Source organism: Neisseria sp. P0019.S003 (genome assembly GCF_051957115.1).
GTDB classification, from domain to species: Bacteria; Pseudomonadota; Gammaproteobacteria; order Burkholderiales; family Neisseriaceae; genus Neisseria; species Neisseria flavescens_D.
The window spans coordinates 110,257-125,343 of record NZ_JBQCWT010000002.1 but is presented as its reverse complement, the minus strand read 5'-3'; the positions used below and the strand labels follow the sequence as shown (position 1 = coordinate 125,343).

Below are 15,087 nucleotides of genomic sequence, written 5' to 3'. Positions count from 1 at the left end.
TGTCTATTCCAACAAAAGGCCGTCTGAAAATACATTTCAGACGGCCTTATATATTAATCGGCTGAAGGCTGCTGCCCTTTTCTTTCCGCCTTTCTGGCTTCGCGAATGGCTTTAAGTTCGGCCTCTTTCTGTCTGGCTTTTTTCAGCCAAGTTTCCCATTGATTTGGCGTTTCCAACGTGATTCTGCCAATTTTGCCTTCGCGAAAATCGGTCAGGATATTTTCAGCGGCCTTTTGATAGTTGATCCGTCCGCCGCTCAAAACCGCACCGCGTTTTTTGGCAATCCACTCCAGCCAAGAAGTATCGTCCCAATGACTGCTTGGATCTTTGTCGGCTTGATAGCGCTCTTGCAACAGGGCCAGATAATGGCGGCGGAGGTAATCCAAAAGCTCAAGTGCCACTTCTTCTTCATCCAGCGCGTTGCGTCCAACTGCACCGCCGGCCGCAAGGTTGTAGCCGCCTTCTTCGACGATAATTTTTGGCCACAACATACCGGGGGTATCGTAAAGCCAGAAATCGTCTGCAAGAAAAAGGCGCTGTTCGGCTTTGGTAATACCGGGTTCATTACCGGTTTTGGCAGATTTTTTGCCGATCATGCCGTTAATCAAGGTGGATTTGCCGACATTGGGAATACCGCAAATCAGAACACGCAACGGCTTCTCGATACCTTGACGATGAGGAATCATGGCACGGCAGGCTTGGGTAATTTTGCCATGAGCGCCGGTTTCGGAAGAATCAAGCGCAATGGCGCGGGTATCTTGGCGGCTATTGTAGTGTTCGAGCCAAACTTTGGTGCGCTCGGGATCGGCAAGGTCTTGTTTGTTTAAGATTTTCAATTTGGGCTTGCCTTTGGACAACTGGGCAAGCAAAGGGTTTTCGCTGGAAGCAGGCATACGCGCGTCCAACATCTCAATCACCATATCAACGCTTTTAATGCGTTCGGCAATGGCTTTTTTTGCCTTGTTCATGTGGCCGGGAAACCATTGGATAGCCATGTCTTTTTATTCTTTCTATTCGTATCTGAGGCCGTCTGAAAAATCATTGTTTTTCAGACGGCCTCGGTATTTGGATAATCGGTCAATCAGGATTTAGAGGTTGCCATGCTCGTAGCTGTAATAACCTGCTTCATCCATGCACTGCTCAAAAGTTTTGGATGTATTGCCACGTTTGGTTCCATTTTGAACTTGTGATTTGCAGGTATTGATTTGGCGAGAAACTTCAGCTTCGCTCGCGCCGGTACGATGCCAACGGTAAGCAGTGACAGGTTCTGTTGCACAGGCGGTTAAGATAAGCAGGGATAATGCAGTCAGACTGATTTTTTTCATGGTTTCTTCCTTTGAGGCCGTCTGAAACGGCAAGTTAGCGTCCTGCCAAGCTTTGTGCCTGACGATGGCGGACAAGGAGTTCGTAACGGCCTTTGAGGCGTTCGGCCAGTTTTTCCACAACATAAACGGAGCGGTGCTGACCGCCGGTACAACCGATGGCAATCGTTACATAACTGCGGCTCTCTTGTTGCAGGCGCGGCAACCAGCGGCTAATAAAATGGTCGATGTCATCAACCATTTCTTGAGCCAACGGCTGCTGGCCCAAATAATCTTGAATAGGCTTATCCATGCCGGTAAAGGGGCGCAATTCCGGATCGTAATACGGATTGGGCAGGCTGCGCATATCAAACATAAAGTCGGCATTGTTGGGAACGCCGTATTTGAAACCAAAGGATTCAAGAATAACCAGTAAGCCAATACGTTCAATGTTGAGCCATTGTTGAACGGCATAACGCAGCTGCTGTGCGTTCATTTTGGACGTATCGATGCAATATGCGATGTCTCTAAGCGGGAAGAGCCACTCGCGTTCTTTTTGCAGGCTTTCCAACAAAGTCAGATTATGGCCGGACAAAGGATGGCCGCGGCGGGTTTCCGAGAAGCGGCGTACCAACACGCCCTCTTCTGCTTCAATAAAGAGGACTTCTACTTGATGCCCTTCATGACGCAAATATTGGATTTGCTCTTGCGCTTCCTGAATATTGATACCGGAACGGATATCAACGCTGACACCGAGTTTGGTTTCATCGGCACGTTCGATGTGGAGTGAAACCAACGACGGAAGCATTTCCAAAGGAAGGTTATCGACACAGTAATAGCCCAAATCCTCAAGCTGCTTGAGGGCTACGGATTTTCCTGAGCCGGATAAGCCGCTAATCAGGACGATTTTCATGGTTTTGTTCGTTTTCTTTGAGTTGTGTTTGATGGCGTTCGAGGAATTCTTTGGTGCTGTCCTTACCGCGCAATTGAAGGATGTAATTGCGCACTGCAGCTTCAACCAATACTGCTAAGTTTCGACCGATTGCAACAGGCAGGGTAACGGAACGGATACTGACGTTGAGGATAGATTCAGTTTCGGTACGGATGCTCAATCGATCGAGTTGTTTCATGTATCCATCGTCGGCCGGAACCAAATTGATAATCAGCTGGAGGATTTTTTTCGGACGGATGGAGGTTTCACCAAAAATATGGCGGATATTGAGTATGCCCAAGCCGCGTACTTCGAGGAAATCACGCAGCATCGGCGGGCAACGGCCTTCCAGCATTTCTGGACCGGTACGGAAAAGTTCGACTGCATCATCGGCAATCAGGCTGTGGCCGCGCGAAATCAGCTCCAATGCCAATTCGCTCTTACCCAAGCCGGATTGCCCGGTAATGAGTACGCCCACTTCAAATACATCCAAAAATACGCCGTGCTTGATGGTGGAAGTCGCCAATGTACGTTGCAGATAAATCCGCAAAACGTCCATCAGGTGCGGACTTTCCTGTTTAGAAGTCAGTAAGGGGATACTGTTGGTATGGCAATAATCGCGCAATTTGGGCGAAACCGGCAAGCCGTTGGCGACGATAACCAAAGACATGGGGATGTCGAAAAGCTCGCCGAAATCATAGTTGAGTTCGCCCGATTCCAGACGGCGTAAATATTCGGCTTCGGCTACGCCGACAACTTGAATTTGGTTGGGATGGATAAAGTTTAAGTGGCCGACCAAGGCCAAGACGGGTTTATCGGCTTCGACACCGATACGGTTGTCCGCGCCGGAATTGCCGGCAGCCCAAGCAAGTTCGAGTTTGTGCTGATTGTCGGAAAACAGGCGGCGGACGGATATGCTGGGCATGAATTACTCTTCGGTCAGGAGTGTGCGTACTTCTTCGGCAGAAGTCGCAGCCATCAATGCTTCACGGACGGCCTTTTGAGAGAATCTGCCGGCCAGTTTGGACAAGACTTCCAAATGTTCGCCGGTAGCGTTTTCAGGCACAAGCAGGATGAAAATCAGGGAAACGGGTTTACCGTCAGGCGCATCAAAGGCAACCGGCTCTTTGGTGCGGATAAACGCACCGGTAGCTTTTTTCACGCATGCGTGACGACCGTGGGGAATCGCCACCCCCTGCCCCAAACCGGTCGAACCAAGTTTTTCACGGGCAAACAGGCAGTCGAACACGTTGGTATTCGGTAATTCTGCTTCATTCTCCAGCAGCTGTGCAGCCTCTTCAAACAGACGCTTTTTGCTGCTGACTTCCAAATCCAAAACGATATGGGACAAAGGTAAAATTTCGCCGATCAGGCTCATGTGTATCTCTTTTAAATGTCGCAAAACAATGGGATTGTACCGATTGTCGGTGCAAATCTCAATCCTGAAGGCGTAATTTACACTCGTCTCGCTAACATTTTCCATGTTGTTTTTGATATTTTTTAACGAGCTAAAAATAATCCAACTGCTTGCTTATATTGGATTTAAAGTAAAAATTCTATCATTAGCCAAACTATGATTCAAATGAAAAGGGGTATGTCCGGCATACCCCTTTTCCCTTCTTTTCAGACGGCCTCAACCTAGTTTTTTAAAACAGTTTGGAAACCAAAAACAACCAGAAATAATGGCAGACCAATCCGCAAAACCACGCCAAACCGATGCGGTTGTTGGCCAAAAACGTTTGGAAGCACAACTGGCGATTGCGCGTACGGATGACAACATATTGCTGATACTGCCAATAAACAGTTATCGGCAATATCAACCAATACGGCCAAGTTGCACCGATTTTAATACCCAACACCGCCATCAATACCGTAAACCAAAAATGGCAAAGCATAGAGGCAGTAATGTCGTGATGGCCAAATGTGATTGCCGAAGTTTTAATGCCGATTTTCAAATCGTCTTCTTTGTCCGCCATGGCATAAATTGTGTCGTAAGCCAACGTCCATAAGGCATTGGCGGTAAACATCAGCCACGCTTCGGGAGGCACTCGGCCTTGCACGGCGGCAAAGGCCATAGGAATGCCGAACGAAAATGCCAGTCCTAAATAAAACTGCGGCAACGGGAAAAAGCGTTTGGTAAAGGGATATGTAATGGCCAGAAATAAGGCAGGAAGGCTCATCAGCCAAGTAAAGCGGTTGAGCTGCACCAAGCATAAAGCTGCCATCATACACAGCATGACGGTCAAAAGCAGCGCTTCGGTTTTAGAAACCAAACCTTTGGCAAACGGGCGGTTTTTAGTGCGCTCTACTGCACCGTCAAAATTGCGGTCGGCAAAGTCATTTACCACGCAACCTGCGCTGCGCATCAAAAATGTGCCTGCACTAAAGGCAAGAAAAATATCGGAGTCAGGAACGCCTTTAGAGGCAATCCACAACGCCCAATAAGTCGGCCACAGCAAAAGCAGTGTGCCAATGGGTTTGTCGACGCGCATCAGTTTGGCGTATATTACCATCCGTCCGACAGCGTAACGCGGTAGAAATTGTAGAAAAAAGCGCCTTATGTTCATTGATGTAATGTGTCGTTGTTTATGTGTCGATTCGGAAGGAAAGGCTTTTTAGAGCCTTAGCTCTTATTATAATTTATTGCCGTCTGAAATCAAACAGATCTTAACAATTTAATTTATTGTATTATAACAGAATTATGACAAACATCGGTAATCTGTTTTATTTTCAGACAGCCTTAGCGGTATAAATCTATTAATTTCAATAAGAAATATTCTGTTAATTCCAATGTTTCGCCGTTCCAATCGAAATACGAACGGCGCGCGGTAACAGGCCGTCTGAAAGATGGATAGTCGGAATCTTCAAAACGAAGAAACTCAAAATCCGAACGTTTCAACGGCAATGTACCGTCAAACAGGCGCTCGCCCAAAGGCTGCGTTCCACAATCTAATAATTCTGTCCATAGACGGCTATCCGGCCGGCACGCGCTTCTGGCTTGTATCACTGTTTCGCCGTCCAGTTTGAGCAAAACATCGCGCACAAAGATTTCGTCTCCGTTTTCCGTACTCTTCGTCAAACCCAAATACACAGGCTCGACTGAAAAATCCTTACCGGAAGCACGTAAAGCAGCGGTTAGCGAAGAAACAGTCAGCAGATGTCCGACCTTAGACGACAAAAGACTTGAAGCTTCGGCATGTGAACAAAGCGTGCCACGCGGTATATCAAGCTCCATCTGACACCTCTATCTTGGACAATTCCTGCCATTTGGCTTCGGGAAACTCATCTTTCAGACGGCCTTTGAGATATTCCAAGGTATCGCCGGCAACGGTTTCATCTTTGCTGTCGTGAATATGGTTGAAAATCAGGCTGTGTAACCGGATGCCGTATTGTTTAAGCGCGGCGAAACTGAGCAGGGTGTGGTTGATGCTGCCGAGCCGTCCGCTGGTAACGAGAATGACGGGATAAGTCTGTTGCTGAATATAATCAATAGTCAACAAATCTTCCGTCAGCGGAACCATCAATCCGCCCGCGCCTTCGACCAAGACGATTTCGTATTGCGCCGCCAATTCTTGCGTGGCGGTACGGATTTTGTCCAAGTCCAAATCCCTGCCATCCAGACGGGCGGCAAGGTGGGGCGAGGCGGGATAGCTGAAGATTTCAGGCATAGTCAGACGCTGTTCATCGGCTTCCTGCATGGGTATGCCCATGATTTTGCGGTGGACGGCGATGTCTTCGGCGATGTTTTTGCAACCGGTTTGCACAGGCTTTTGCGTGATCACACTTTTGCCTTGCTGCAACAATTGTTTTGCCAACATACCGGTGGCGACAGTTTTGCCGATGTCCGTATCAATGCCACTGACGAAGTAAATGCCTTTCATTTGCTGTGTTCCTTCAAAATGTGCACGGTTTTATCGGCAAGTTCGGTCAAGAGGCCGTCTGAAATAATGTAAGGCGGCATCAAATACACCAGCCTGCCGAATGGGCGCACCCAAATGCCCTGCGCCACGCAATCCGCTTGAAAACGCGCCATATCCACGCCTTTTTCCAACTCGGTCACCCCGATGGCACCCAAAACGCGCACGTCTTTCACGCCGCGAATGTCCCATGCAGCTTTCAGACGGCCTTGCAGGATGCTTTCGATGCGGCGGATATTTGCCTGCCAATCTTGGGACAAAAGCAGTTTGACCGAAGCGCAGGCAACGGCACACGCCAGCGGGTTCGCCATAAATGTCGGCCCGTGCATGAACACGCCCGCTTCGCCGCGCGAAATCGTTTCGGTGACTTTTTGTGAAGTGATTGCTGCCGCCAGCGTCACATAGCCGCCGCTCAAGCCCTTGCCGATACACATAATATCCGGCACGACATCCGCGTGTTCGCAGGCAAACATCTTGCCCGTTCGCCCGAAGCCGGTGGCGATTTCATCAAAAATCAACACGATATCAAATTCGTCGCACAAATCACGCAAACCGTGAAGATACTGCGGATGATAAAAATACATGCCGCCCGCGCCCTGCACGACCGGTTCCAAAATAAAGGCGGCAATGTCCGCATGATGCGCTTCAAACAAGGCGCGGACAGGCTGCAAATCCGCCTCGTCCCACTCATCGTCGAAACGGCTTTTCGGATTATCGACAAAATAACGCTGCGGCAGAGCGCTGCCGAAAATATGGTGCATCCCCGTTTCCGGATCGCAGACGGACATCGCGTTCCAAGTATCGCCATGATATCCGCGCCGCACCGTCGCAATATTCTGTTTCGCCGTCAAACCCCGCGCCTGCTGGTATTGCACTGCCATCTTCAGCGCGACTTCCACCGAAACCGAACCTGAATCCGCATAAAAAATACGATCCAGACCCTGCGGCAAAATCCCGACCAACAACTTGCCCAGCGCCACCGCCGGCTCATGCGTCAAACCGCCAAACATCACATGCGACATTTGCTTAATCTGCGCCTCAACCGCCTGATTCAAAACGGGATGATTGTAGCCGTGTATCGCACACCACCAAGACGACATCCCGTCAATCAGCCGCGTGCCGTCCGCCAATTCGATATGCACACCCTCCGCTCGGCGCACCGGATAAACAGGCAACGGGGCAGTCATGGACGTATAGGGATGGAGTAGATGGTCGCGGTCGAAATCGAGCAGGAAGGAATGTTCGGACATGTTTAAAACAATGGTTTGATTAGTTTCATTATTATATAACATATTTCCTATTTCAGACGGCACGTCTTCCGTACTGCATCAACGCCAATCCGCCCACCGCCGCCAAACAGCCGGCAACTAAGGAAACATGTAATGCCTCACCCAAAAACCAAGCGGAACATAAAATGCCGAATACTGGCACCAAAGTAATGTACGCCGCCGCGCTGCCTGCGCCCAAAGTCTTCACGCCTTCAAAATACCACGCATAGCTCAAAACCGTTGCCCCGACAGACAGACCAATCAAAGCAAACCAGCCCCTACCGTCCATTTCGGCAAGCATACCAAACGGCAGGCCGTCTGAAATCAGCGCAGGCGGCAGCAACATCATTGCACCTAGCCAAGCGGTGGCCACGGTGACCGTCAGCGCATCAATCCCCTGCAACACCGCCCTGCCTATCATCGTATAAGTAACCAAGCAGCAAAGGCTGCAAAACACCAGCACTTCGCCCCACCCTATACCGCCGCCCGACAAAAATGCCGCAATCTCGCCATGCGTAACCGCCCATATCGAGCCTGCCACTGCCAACAACATACCCGACACAATCTTGCCGTTGAGCTTCTCGCCAAACAGCAAAGCCGCAAAAAACATCGTCAACACAGGATTGAACGTGACCAACACCGTCGCCCTTGAAGCAGGAATCCGCTGCAAACCCAGCATAGACAATACGGTAAAACCAAATACGCCGAATGCCGCCGCCAGTGCCAATCCAAGCCATTGTTTACGCGACAAAACCGCCAAAGTACGCAATCGATACCGTGCAAACAGCCAGCCCAAAAGCAAGATTGCCGCCGTCAAAAAGCGCAACATACCGCCCGTTAAAGGCGGCAGCGCCTGTCCCAGCATCCGCCCCATCGGCCAAGATGCGCCCCAAAACGCCGCCATGCCCAATAGTTTTAGATGGATTGCTAAATGTTTCATGGTGATGGATAAATTGAATAATTGGTTTAGAAAGCGTGCAAGATCGGTTTGGAAGGATAAATTCCCTTAGCCGACGATACTTGATAGAGTTTGCGCGGATAAAATACTACGCTGATCATTATGGAAACAAAGGCCGTCTGAAAGACTGAAACCCAGCTTTTTCAGACGGCCTTTACTGCTCAATCAATAAGGCTTACAACTCAATGCCTTTGAGTTTCGCCACGGTATTGATGTCTTTGTCGCCGCGACCGGAGAGATTAACCAAAATCACTTGGTCTTTGCCCATTTTCGGCGCGTTTTTCACCGCCCAAGCAACGGCATGGCTGGATTCCAGCGCAGGAATAATGCCCTCAAAACGGCAAAGCAAGTCAAAGGCTTCGAGTGCTTCGTCGTCTTTGGCAACGGTGTATTCCACGCGGTTGATGTCGTTCAAATGGCTGTGTTCAGGGCCGATGCCTGGGTAGTCCAAGCCTGCGGAAACGGAGTGCGTACCCAAGACTTGACCGTTTTCGTCCTGCATCAAATAGCTGCGAAAACCGTGCAATACGCCGATAGGGGCTTTGCTGGTAATCGGTGCGGCGTGGTCAGGCGTATCCACACCCAAACCACCGGCTTCTACGCCGATCAAACGCACGTTTTCTTCTTCGATATAGGGATGGAACAAACCGATGGCGTTCGAGCCGCCGCCCACGCAGGCAACGGCAACATCAGGTTGGCGGCCGATGGCTTCCAACATTTGTTCTTTGGCTTCGTTGCCGATCACACATTGGAAATCGCGTACCATTTCAGGATACGGCGCAGGGCCTGCGGCAGTGCCGATGATATAGAACGTGTCGTCCACGCGGGCGACCCATTCGCGCATGGCTTCGTTCATCGCGTCTTTCAAAGTACGGCTGCCGCTGTCGACGCTGACCACGTTCGCACCCAATAATTTCATGCGGAACACGTTGGGCATTTGACGTTGGATATCGTCTGCACCCATGTACACGTCGCAAGTCATGCCGAAGCGGGCGGCGACGGTAGCAGAAGCCACGCCGTGCTGACCTGCGCCGGTTTCGGCAATCACGCGTTTTTTGCCCATGCGGCGGGCAAGCAATGCCTGACCGATGGTGTTGTTGACTTTGTGTGCGCCGGTGTGGTTCAAATCTTCACGCTTCAGCCAGATTTGTGCGCCACCCAAATGCTCGGACAAGCGCGCGGCATGGTAAACAGGGCTGGGACGGCCGACATAGTGTTTCAAATCATGGCGGAACTCTTCCCAAAATGAAGGATCTTCTTTCGCTGCTTTATAGGCTTCTGCCAATTCTTGCAAAGCCGGAATCAGGGTTTCGGAAACGTACAGGCCGCCGTGTTCGCCGAAAAAGCCGTTCTCGTCGGGAGCGTGATAATTTTTCATGGGATTTTTCCTTGTTCGTTTTATGGTTTCAGACGGCCTGATTCAATACAAGGCCGTCTGAAAGTAAAAATTGTCAGCAATTATAGCCGTTTTCCATTCATCTTGTCGGCAACTAATTGAATAATAATATCAGCAGACAAAATAGGAACAACAGCGTACAGCTCGATGTTGCAATCAATGCCGTACCCAACGGCGGCGCGATATATTTTTCTTCGTTTTTGTTTCTTAGGCATATTTTTAATGCCAACATCCCCAGCCACAGTGCCAGCAACCAACAACCTAGAAAGTTAAGCACAAGCAAAGCAATAATCAACTCATTGGTATTTATAGTGCTTACGTTCAAAAATATCCAATTAAGGCCGTTAACAGACATAATGACTGCAGATATTTGTATCACATACAAAAGCGTTCCGCCCAACAATACCTTGATATGCCATTGTTTAGCCTTCAGCCACACTGAGACGACATTAAAAAGCCACCACAAAGCCATAAACGTCATTAAAGAAATTTCATAACGGTCCATCGCTCTACTCCTGAAAAACAGTCAATCCAGCCGTTTCAAAAAAAGCCCGATACGCCGCCGCTTTTTTCGCCAAACTCAAAGGATAGGCACGCGAAGTCGAAGGCAGGCGCGTCAGGGTCAACTCACGTCCAGCATAGGGAAACGGCACTGTTTCGCCGGCCTTCGGCATTTTCATGCCGCTGCCTTGAATCTCCAACAAAACTTCGGTTGCCTTGCCACCAGTGGTGCAAAGATGGCGGCACTCGGGCATTTGCGCCAATACTGCCGCCAAATCGACAGTTTCTATTACTTTTAAAAACTTATCCGAAGCATTGCCATGTTCGCGTATTGCCTTCAACACGGTCGGACAGGATGCAATCCCCTTCTCACTCAAAAACGCTTTGATTTTATCGGCATCAAACGCTTTTTCGCCTTGCTTTTGAAAATGCGCCGCATCGCCGAAAAACACCAGCCCGTACACACGCCACATATCATTTTGAAAATTCGGATAATGAAACTGCATCGCGTGTTTTTCTTCTTTAGGCGGAAACGTCCCCATCATCATGACCGTTGCCTGCGGCGGCAACAAGGCTGCGAAGGGGTGGGATTCAACGATTGGCTCTTGCATATATGTATTCCGGTTTCTTTGAATTCAAACAAAATTTCAGACGGCCTTTACTGCCTGAATAAACGCCGCCATTTTCTCCCTGCTCTTAATCCCGCCGGAGATTTCCACGCCGCCGGACACGTCCACCGCCGCCGCGCCGCTGATTTTTACCGCTTCGGCAACGTTTTCCGCAGTCAATCCGCCGGCAAGTATCCACGGTTTGCCGATATTGCCGTGCAACATGGTCCAGTCGAAACTTTGTCCCGTACCGCCGTATTCGGTCGGGTGATAAGCATCAAACAGCAAGGCGCGGGCATTCGGAAATTTGGCACAGGCCGTCTGAATATCGGCAGCGGACTGTACGCGTACGGCCTTCAAATACGGGCGGTCAAACCGACGGCAAAAATCATCGTCTTCATCGCCGTGAAACTGAATCACATCTATCGGCACCTGACGCAAAATCTCGCAGATGGTTTGCTCGTTTTCATTCACAAACAAGGCCACCACCGATACAAACGGCGGCAGGTTTTTCACAACCGCCTGCGCCTGCTCAATACTCACTGCCCGTTTACTCTTGGCGTAAAACACCAGCCCGATGGCATCCGCGCCCAATTCGGCCGCAGCCAGCGCGTCTTCAGGTCGGGTAATACCGCAAATTTTGGTGCGTATGGTGTTCATGGGGATTGCCTTTTTAAACAGATGGGTCGGATATTATATAAGTTTAAGGCCGTCTGAACATGAAATATCAGGTTCAGACGGCCTTAAACTTTAAAACAACCATCAGCCGATAATATTGGCGGCTGTCAGCTGCGCAGCATCTTCATTGTAGAAACGTGCGAACTCTGTGCTGCTTTCAGCTCCTGCGCCCCGATACGCCAAGGTTTTTTGAGCGCTGTTGAACACAAGATACGAGCGGTCGGGGCTGAATGTATCCACATCGCGGACAAACAAATCCGCCCAGCCGACCTGGCTTTCTTTCTCATTGAGCAGCGGACGCATGCCGCTCAAATCCAACTTGTCTTTGACCGGATTGAAATCCAGCAAGTGATCCAGTTTGCCCTCGCGGACATCCCATGCAGTAAATGCCACCGTATCTCTACCCTCGCCGGTAACAATGGTATCGCTACCCAATCCACCTGCCAGATAATCATTGCCATCGCTGCCTTTCAATACATCGTCAGCCGCGCTGCCATGCAAGGCCGCTACGCCTTTGTTGTCTCCACTGATGCTGACCGACCAATCAAAGCCGTTTTTACCTAAGTCGATTTCCTTGCCGTTTGCCGCATACGCCATCTTATCGCCCTGTTGGTGCGCCGCCATTTCTATGCCTTTGAGGGACAAGACGTTACCGGCTGCATCCTCAGTTTGAACCACCGCCAGCATAGGTCGGTCATCGGTATAAATGGCAGAGGTTCCGGTTGCGTATGGCGTTTCTTGGGCATCATTACTGCTGCTACCCCATTTGTTTTCAATGCCGTCTGAAAAACCGTCTTGGTCAGAATCCCTCAAATAAGGATTTTTGTAATGCTTGTCGATACGTTTACCTTGGGAGAAGTATTGTTCAAGTTTGGTATCAGACTCATAAAAGCTGGTCATATTGTGTTTGCCCCATACATCGCCGCTTTTGAAATCCAAAACCTTGGCATTCGGGTATCTACCCAATCCCTGATGAACTTGGGACGCAGCAGCACCTGCAGCTAAACCTAGAGCAGCTCCAGCCGCAAAGCCCAGTCCTCCGGTCACTGCACCCAATATCCCACCGACTACTGCACCAATACCCGCACCTGTTTTGCCTGAAAAACCATCTCCAACCCATTCGCCTTTGATTACATACGAATTGGTTTCATACAGATGGCGTGCCTGTGTTGTATCCGAGTTGTCCGTGATACGTGTTTCCGCCATTTTATCGGCCATATCCCGTGCTTGTTTTAAGGCTTCAGGCGAGGCTTTGTCCACATTCAAAACAGCCGGATTAAACAGACTGCTGCGTTTGAAATCACTTGCCCAATCATTACGCTGTTGCATGGTATGTGCGGCAAAGTATTCTGCAAGATAGCCGCCCAACGAATGTCCGGTCGAATACACATTTTTGGCATGAAGCGTATCAATATAACGGGCAATGTCATTCAGATATTTGGTTTGAGCCGGCAAATTACCGGTCATAATGTTCAAATCAGCCAAAACATCTTTAATGCTGGTAGCCTGCGTACCTCTAAACGCTACCACGATATTTTCCCAACCGCCCTTCTTGTTCGAATTGCCGAAAATCGCATAATCCAAACCGCCTCCCGGACTACCTGCCTTAAGCAATGTCCATTTCCCAACCAATTCAGATACATTGGCCTGATTGCTAAAATATTTGTCGTTAATATTCTTAGCAATAGAAGCATATTGCGTATTCCACCAATAATTGCCTTTAAACACAGTATGCAAAGCAGACGGAGATTCATAAGCCAATGAAGAGAACATCCGCAAATCACGCTCGGAAACATTCCACTCCTGCGGATTGCGGTCAATAGCATCGACCAAACCGTCGCCATCACTGTCTTTGGTAAAGATAGAATGTTGCGCCTGTTTATAACTGGGTCGGACAATATCATTGGCTCTTTTTTGAGTGGCAATATTTTCCCAATACTGCAAAGAGGCCGTCTGAAGATGCTGCCCTTGTACGGCGGCATGTGTGACGGCGTGACCATCTTTATAAAGCACACGCATGGTTACGCTGTCTCCGCTGGCATCGTGCTCGGGATATTTGAAGATTTCAGCAACATCCATTTCCTTATCCGCAAATTTATACTTAGATACAGATGAATAGGTCTTGTGTTGCTCTTTAAGAGTCAGCGTTTCGCCTGTTTCACGAATCGTAAATACCCAATCTTTAAGGGCAGGATTACTGGCGCTTGGACGAGTAGTCAGACTGATATCCTTCGCACTCAAACCTTCAAAATGAATGCTGTTCTGGCCCAGATTGTCTGAAATGACATCATGGCCGCTGCCACGGCGGAATACATAAGTATCGTCTCCGCTACCGCCTTCAAGCGTGTCATTTCCTTCGCCACCATCTAAATAATCATTACCGGCATCGCCGCGTAAAATATCGTTGCCGGTACCGCCGTAAAGTTTGTCGTCGCCATCGCCAGCCAACAGCAAGTCATAGCCTGCCTCTCCGCGAAGCACATCATTGCCGCGGCCTCCGATCAAACGGTTGTTGCCGCTGTTGCCGATTAGGACGTTGTCGGAATGGTTGCCAAAACCAAAATAATTGCCACTGCCGGTCAAGGTCAGGTTTTCGACATGAGTCGGCAAACGGTAAGTCATGCCTGTGTAGACCGTATCAATGCCGCCATTGGCTTCTTCGATAACGACATCGTTTTGACTGTTCACATAATATGTATCGTTGCCATTACCGCCGCGCATTACGTCTGCACCGATTCCGCCGTCTAAAACATCGTCGCCTTCGTTTCCTTCCAAATAATCGTTACCATGATCGCCACGCAAAATATCGTTGCCGTCGCCACCATAAAGTTTGTCGTCATCATCGCCTGCCAACAGCAAGTCATTACCCGCCCCTCCGTAAAGCACATCATTGCCACGGCCGGCACTCAAACGGTTGTTGCCGCTGTTGCCGATAAGGACGTTGTCGGAATTGTTGCCGAAACCAAAAATATTATCGTGACCGGTCATCGTCAGGTTTTCAACATAATTCGGCAACGTATAAGTCGTATGGGTATAAACCGTATCCGTACCTTCGTCGTACCTTTCAACAATTTGGTCATTCCGGTTGTTCACAATAAAGGTATCGTTTCCTAAACCGCCGTAAAAAATATTGTGCCCCAAGCTGCCATACAGCACATCATCACGACGCGTGCCGATAATCACTACAGACTCTTCGTTATTAGGTTGGTTTTGAGTTTCAGCCATTTCTTTTCCCTTTGTTAAATTTAATTTGAATGCGCAATAATGCGTTTAGATTATATAAGCAAGCTAAAAACAAGTGAATTTATTCAGCCAAACAGATTCAAAATGATTATCAAATTAACAACAGTTATAAAATGACTTTGTTATTATTACCCTATTTTCAAACTACCTATTTTTTCATCACGATTAATTTATTCTTTATTATCAAATATCAAACCAAACTATCCACAATTGGATTCACACAAAATTTGGATAATGCCCGTCAAAAATAAAAAAATATCAAGGCCGTCTGAAAAAGTCTTTCAGA

General features: G+C 48.9%; 15 protein-coding genes. All 15 read right to left on the bottom strand.

Going from position 1 to position 15,087, the window contains the following annotated elements:
- Nucleotides 1–53: 53 nt before the first annotated feature.
- The 15 genes from ylqF to ACTHTS_RS03645 all read right to left on the bottom strand — a co-directional run bounded on the left by ylqF (nt 54) and on the right by ACTHTS_RS03645 (nt 14,783).
- A complete protein-coding gene (gene ylqF / locus ACTHTS_RS03715) occupies nt 54–995 on the bottom strand; it encodes a ribosome biogenesis GTPase YlqF (RefSeq protein WP_377073150.1) in 942 nt (313 codons plus the stop codon).
- A gap of 93 nt (nt 996–1,088) precedes the next feature.
- On the bottom strand, nt 1,089–1,325 hold the full coding sequence (locus ACTHTS_RS03710) for a lipoprotein (RefSeq protein ID WP_003684875.1): 237 nt from the start codon (nt 1,323–1,325) through the stop codon (nt 1,089–1,091).
- A gap of 34 nt (nt 1,326–1,359) precedes the next feature.
- Nucleotides 1,360–2,214 carry an RNase adapter RapZ gene (rapZ, locus tag ACTHTS_RS03705; RefSeq protein WP_440369254.1) on the bottom strand — a complete coding sequence of 285 codons (855 nt, stop codon included), beginning with the start codon at nt 2,212–2,214 and terminating at the stop codon, nt 1,360–1,362.
- Nucleotides 2,195–3,157, bottom strand: a complete 963-nt coding sequence (gene hprK / locus ACTHTS_RS03700; protein ID WP_004520066.1) for an HPr(Ser) kinase/phosphatase — start codon at nt 3,155–3,157, stop codon at nt 2,195–2,197. The genes rapZ and hprK overlap by 20 nt, the downstream gene beginning before the upstream one ends.
- 3 nt (nt 3,158–3,160) lie before the next feature.
- Complete coding sequence (ptsN, locus tag ACTHTS_RS03695; protein WP_049344012.1) at nt 3,161–3,610, bottom strand: PTS IIA-like nitrogen regulatory protein PtsN; 450 nt, start codon at nt 3,608–3,610, stop codon at nt 3,161–3,163.
- 268 nt (nt 3,611–3,878) lie between these two features.
- Nucleotides 3,879–4,799: a 4-hydroxybenzoate octaprenyltransferase gene (gene ubiA, locus ACTHTS_RS03690; RefSeq protein WP_107867495.1), complete on the bottom strand. Its 921-nt coding sequence runs from the start codon at nt 4,797–4,799 to the stop codon at nt 3,879–3,881.
- Between the two features lie 173 nt (nt 4,800–4,972).
- Nucleotides 4,973–5,467, bottom strand: a complete 495-nt coding sequence (locus ACTHTS_RS03685) for a chorismate--pyruvate lyase family protein (protein WP_440369253.1) — start codon at nt 5,465–5,467, stop codon at nt 4,973–4,975.
- Nucleotides 5,457–6,113: a dethiobiotin synthase gene (bioD, locus tag ACTHTS_RS03680; RefSeq protein ID WP_440369252.1), complete on the bottom strand. Its 657-nt coding sequence runs from the start codon at nt 6,111–6,113 to the stop codon at nt 5,457–5,459. The genes ACTHTS_RS03685 and bioD overlap by 11 nt, the downstream gene beginning before the upstream one ends.
- Nucleotides 6,110–7,399, bottom strand: a complete 1,290-nt coding sequence (gene bioA / locus ACTHTS_RS03675) for an adenosylmethionine--8-amino-7-oxononanoate transaminase (RefSeq protein WP_440369251.1) — start codon at nt 7,397–7,399, stop codon at nt 6,110–6,112. The genes bioD and bioA overlap by 4 nt, the downstream gene beginning before the upstream one ends.
- A gap of 52 nt (nt 7,400–7,451) precedes the next feature.
- Nucleotides 7,452–8,357, bottom strand: a complete 906-nt coding sequence (locus ACTHTS_RS03670; RefSeq protein ID WP_070590726.1) for a DMT family transporter — start codon at nt 8,355–8,357, stop codon at nt 7,452–7,454.
- 193 nt (nt 8,358–8,550) lie between these two features.
- Nucleotides 8,551–9,753, bottom strand: a complete 1,203-nt coding sequence (trpB, locus tag ACTHTS_RS03665) for a tryptophan synthase subunit beta (RefSeq protein ID WP_440369250.1) — start codon at nt 9,751–9,753, stop codon at nt 8,551–8,553.
- Between the two features lie 112 nt (nt 9,754–9,865).
- On the bottom strand, nt 9,866–10,276 hold the full coding sequence (locus ACTHTS_RS03660) for a hypothetical protein (RefSeq protein ID WP_107848693.1): 411 nt from the start codon (nt 10,274–10,276) through the stop codon (nt 9,866–9,868).
- Nucleotides 10,277–10,280: 4 nt separating this feature from the next.
- Complete coding sequence (locus ACTHTS_RS03655) at nt 10,281–10,883, bottom strand: DNA glycosylase (RefSeq protein ID WP_107848692.1); 603 nt, start codon at nt 10,881–10,883, stop codon at nt 10,281–10,283.
- A 36-nt stretch (nt 10,884–10,919) separates the two neighbouring features.
- A complete protein-coding gene (locus ACTHTS_RS03650; RefSeq protein ID WP_107848691.1) occupies nt 10,920–11,540 on the bottom strand; it encodes a phosphoribosylanthranilate isomerase in 621 nt (206 codons plus the stop codon).
- Between the two features lie 102 nt (nt 11,541–11,642).
- Nucleotides 11,643–14,783, bottom strand: a complete 3,141-nt coding sequence (locus ACTHTS_RS03645; protein ID WP_440369249.1) for an Mbeg1-like protein — start codon at nt 14,781–14,783, stop codon at nt 11,643–11,645.
- Nucleotides 14,784–15,087: the final 304 nt, after the last annotated feature.

Coding starts and splice junctions, on each gene's coding strand:
- ylqF (WP_377073150.1), bottom strand. CDS start 995: ATGGCTATCCAATGGTTTCCCGGCCACATGAACAAGGCAAAAAAAGCC.
- ACTHTS_RS03710 (WP_003684875.1), bottom strand. CDS start 1,325: ATGAAAAAAATCAGTCTGACTGCATTATCCCTGCTTATCTTAACCGCC.
- rapZ (WP_440369254.1), bottom strand. CDS start 2,214: ATGAAAATCGTCCTGATTAGCGGCTTATCCGGCTCAGGAAAATCCGTA.
- hprK (WP_004520066.1), bottom strand. CDS start 3,157: ATGCCCAGCATATCCGTCCGCCGCCTGTTTTCCGACAATCAGCACAAA.
- ptsN (WP_049344012.1), bottom strand. CDS start 3,610: ATGAGCCTGATCGGCGAAATTTTACCTTTGTCCCATATCGTTTTGGAT.
- ubiA (WP_107867495.1), bottom strand. CDS start 4,799: ATGAACATAAGGCGCTTTTTTCTACAATTTCTACCGCGTTACGCTGTC.
- ACTHTS_RS03685 (WP_440369253.1), bottom strand. CDS start 5,467: ATGGAGCTTGATATACCGCGTGGCACGCTTTGTTCACATGCCGAAGCT.
- bioD (WP_440369252.1), bottom strand. CDS start 6,113: ATGAAAGGCATTTACTTCGTCAGTGGCATTGATACGGACATCGGCAAA.
- bioA (WP_440369251.1), bottom strand. CDS start 7,399: ATGTCCGAACATTCCTTCCTGCTCGATTTCGACCGCGACCATCTACTC.
- ACTHTS_RS03670 (WP_070590726.1), bottom strand. CDS start 8,357: ATGAAACATTTAGCAATCCATCTAAAACTATTGGGCATGGCGGCGTTT.
- trpB (WP_440369250.1), bottom strand. CDS start 9,753: ATGAAAAATTATCACGCTCCCGACGAGAACGGCTTTTTCGGCGAACAC.
- ACTHTS_RS03660 (WP_107848693.1), bottom strand. CDS start 10,276: ATGGACCGTTATGAAATTTCTTTAATGACGTTTATGGCTTTGTGGTGG.
- ACTHTS_RS03655 (WP_107848692.1), bottom strand. CDS start 10,883: ATGCAAGAGCCAATCGTTGAATCCCACCCCTTCGCAGCCTTGTTGCCG.
- ACTHTS_RS03650 (WP_107848691.1), bottom strand. CDS start 11,540: ATGAACACCATACGCACCAAAATTTGCGGTATTACCCGACCTGAAGAC.
- ACTHTS_RS03645 (WP_440369249.1), bottom strand. CDS start 14,783: ATGGCTGAAACTCAAAACCAACCTAATAACGAAGAGTCTGTAGTGATT.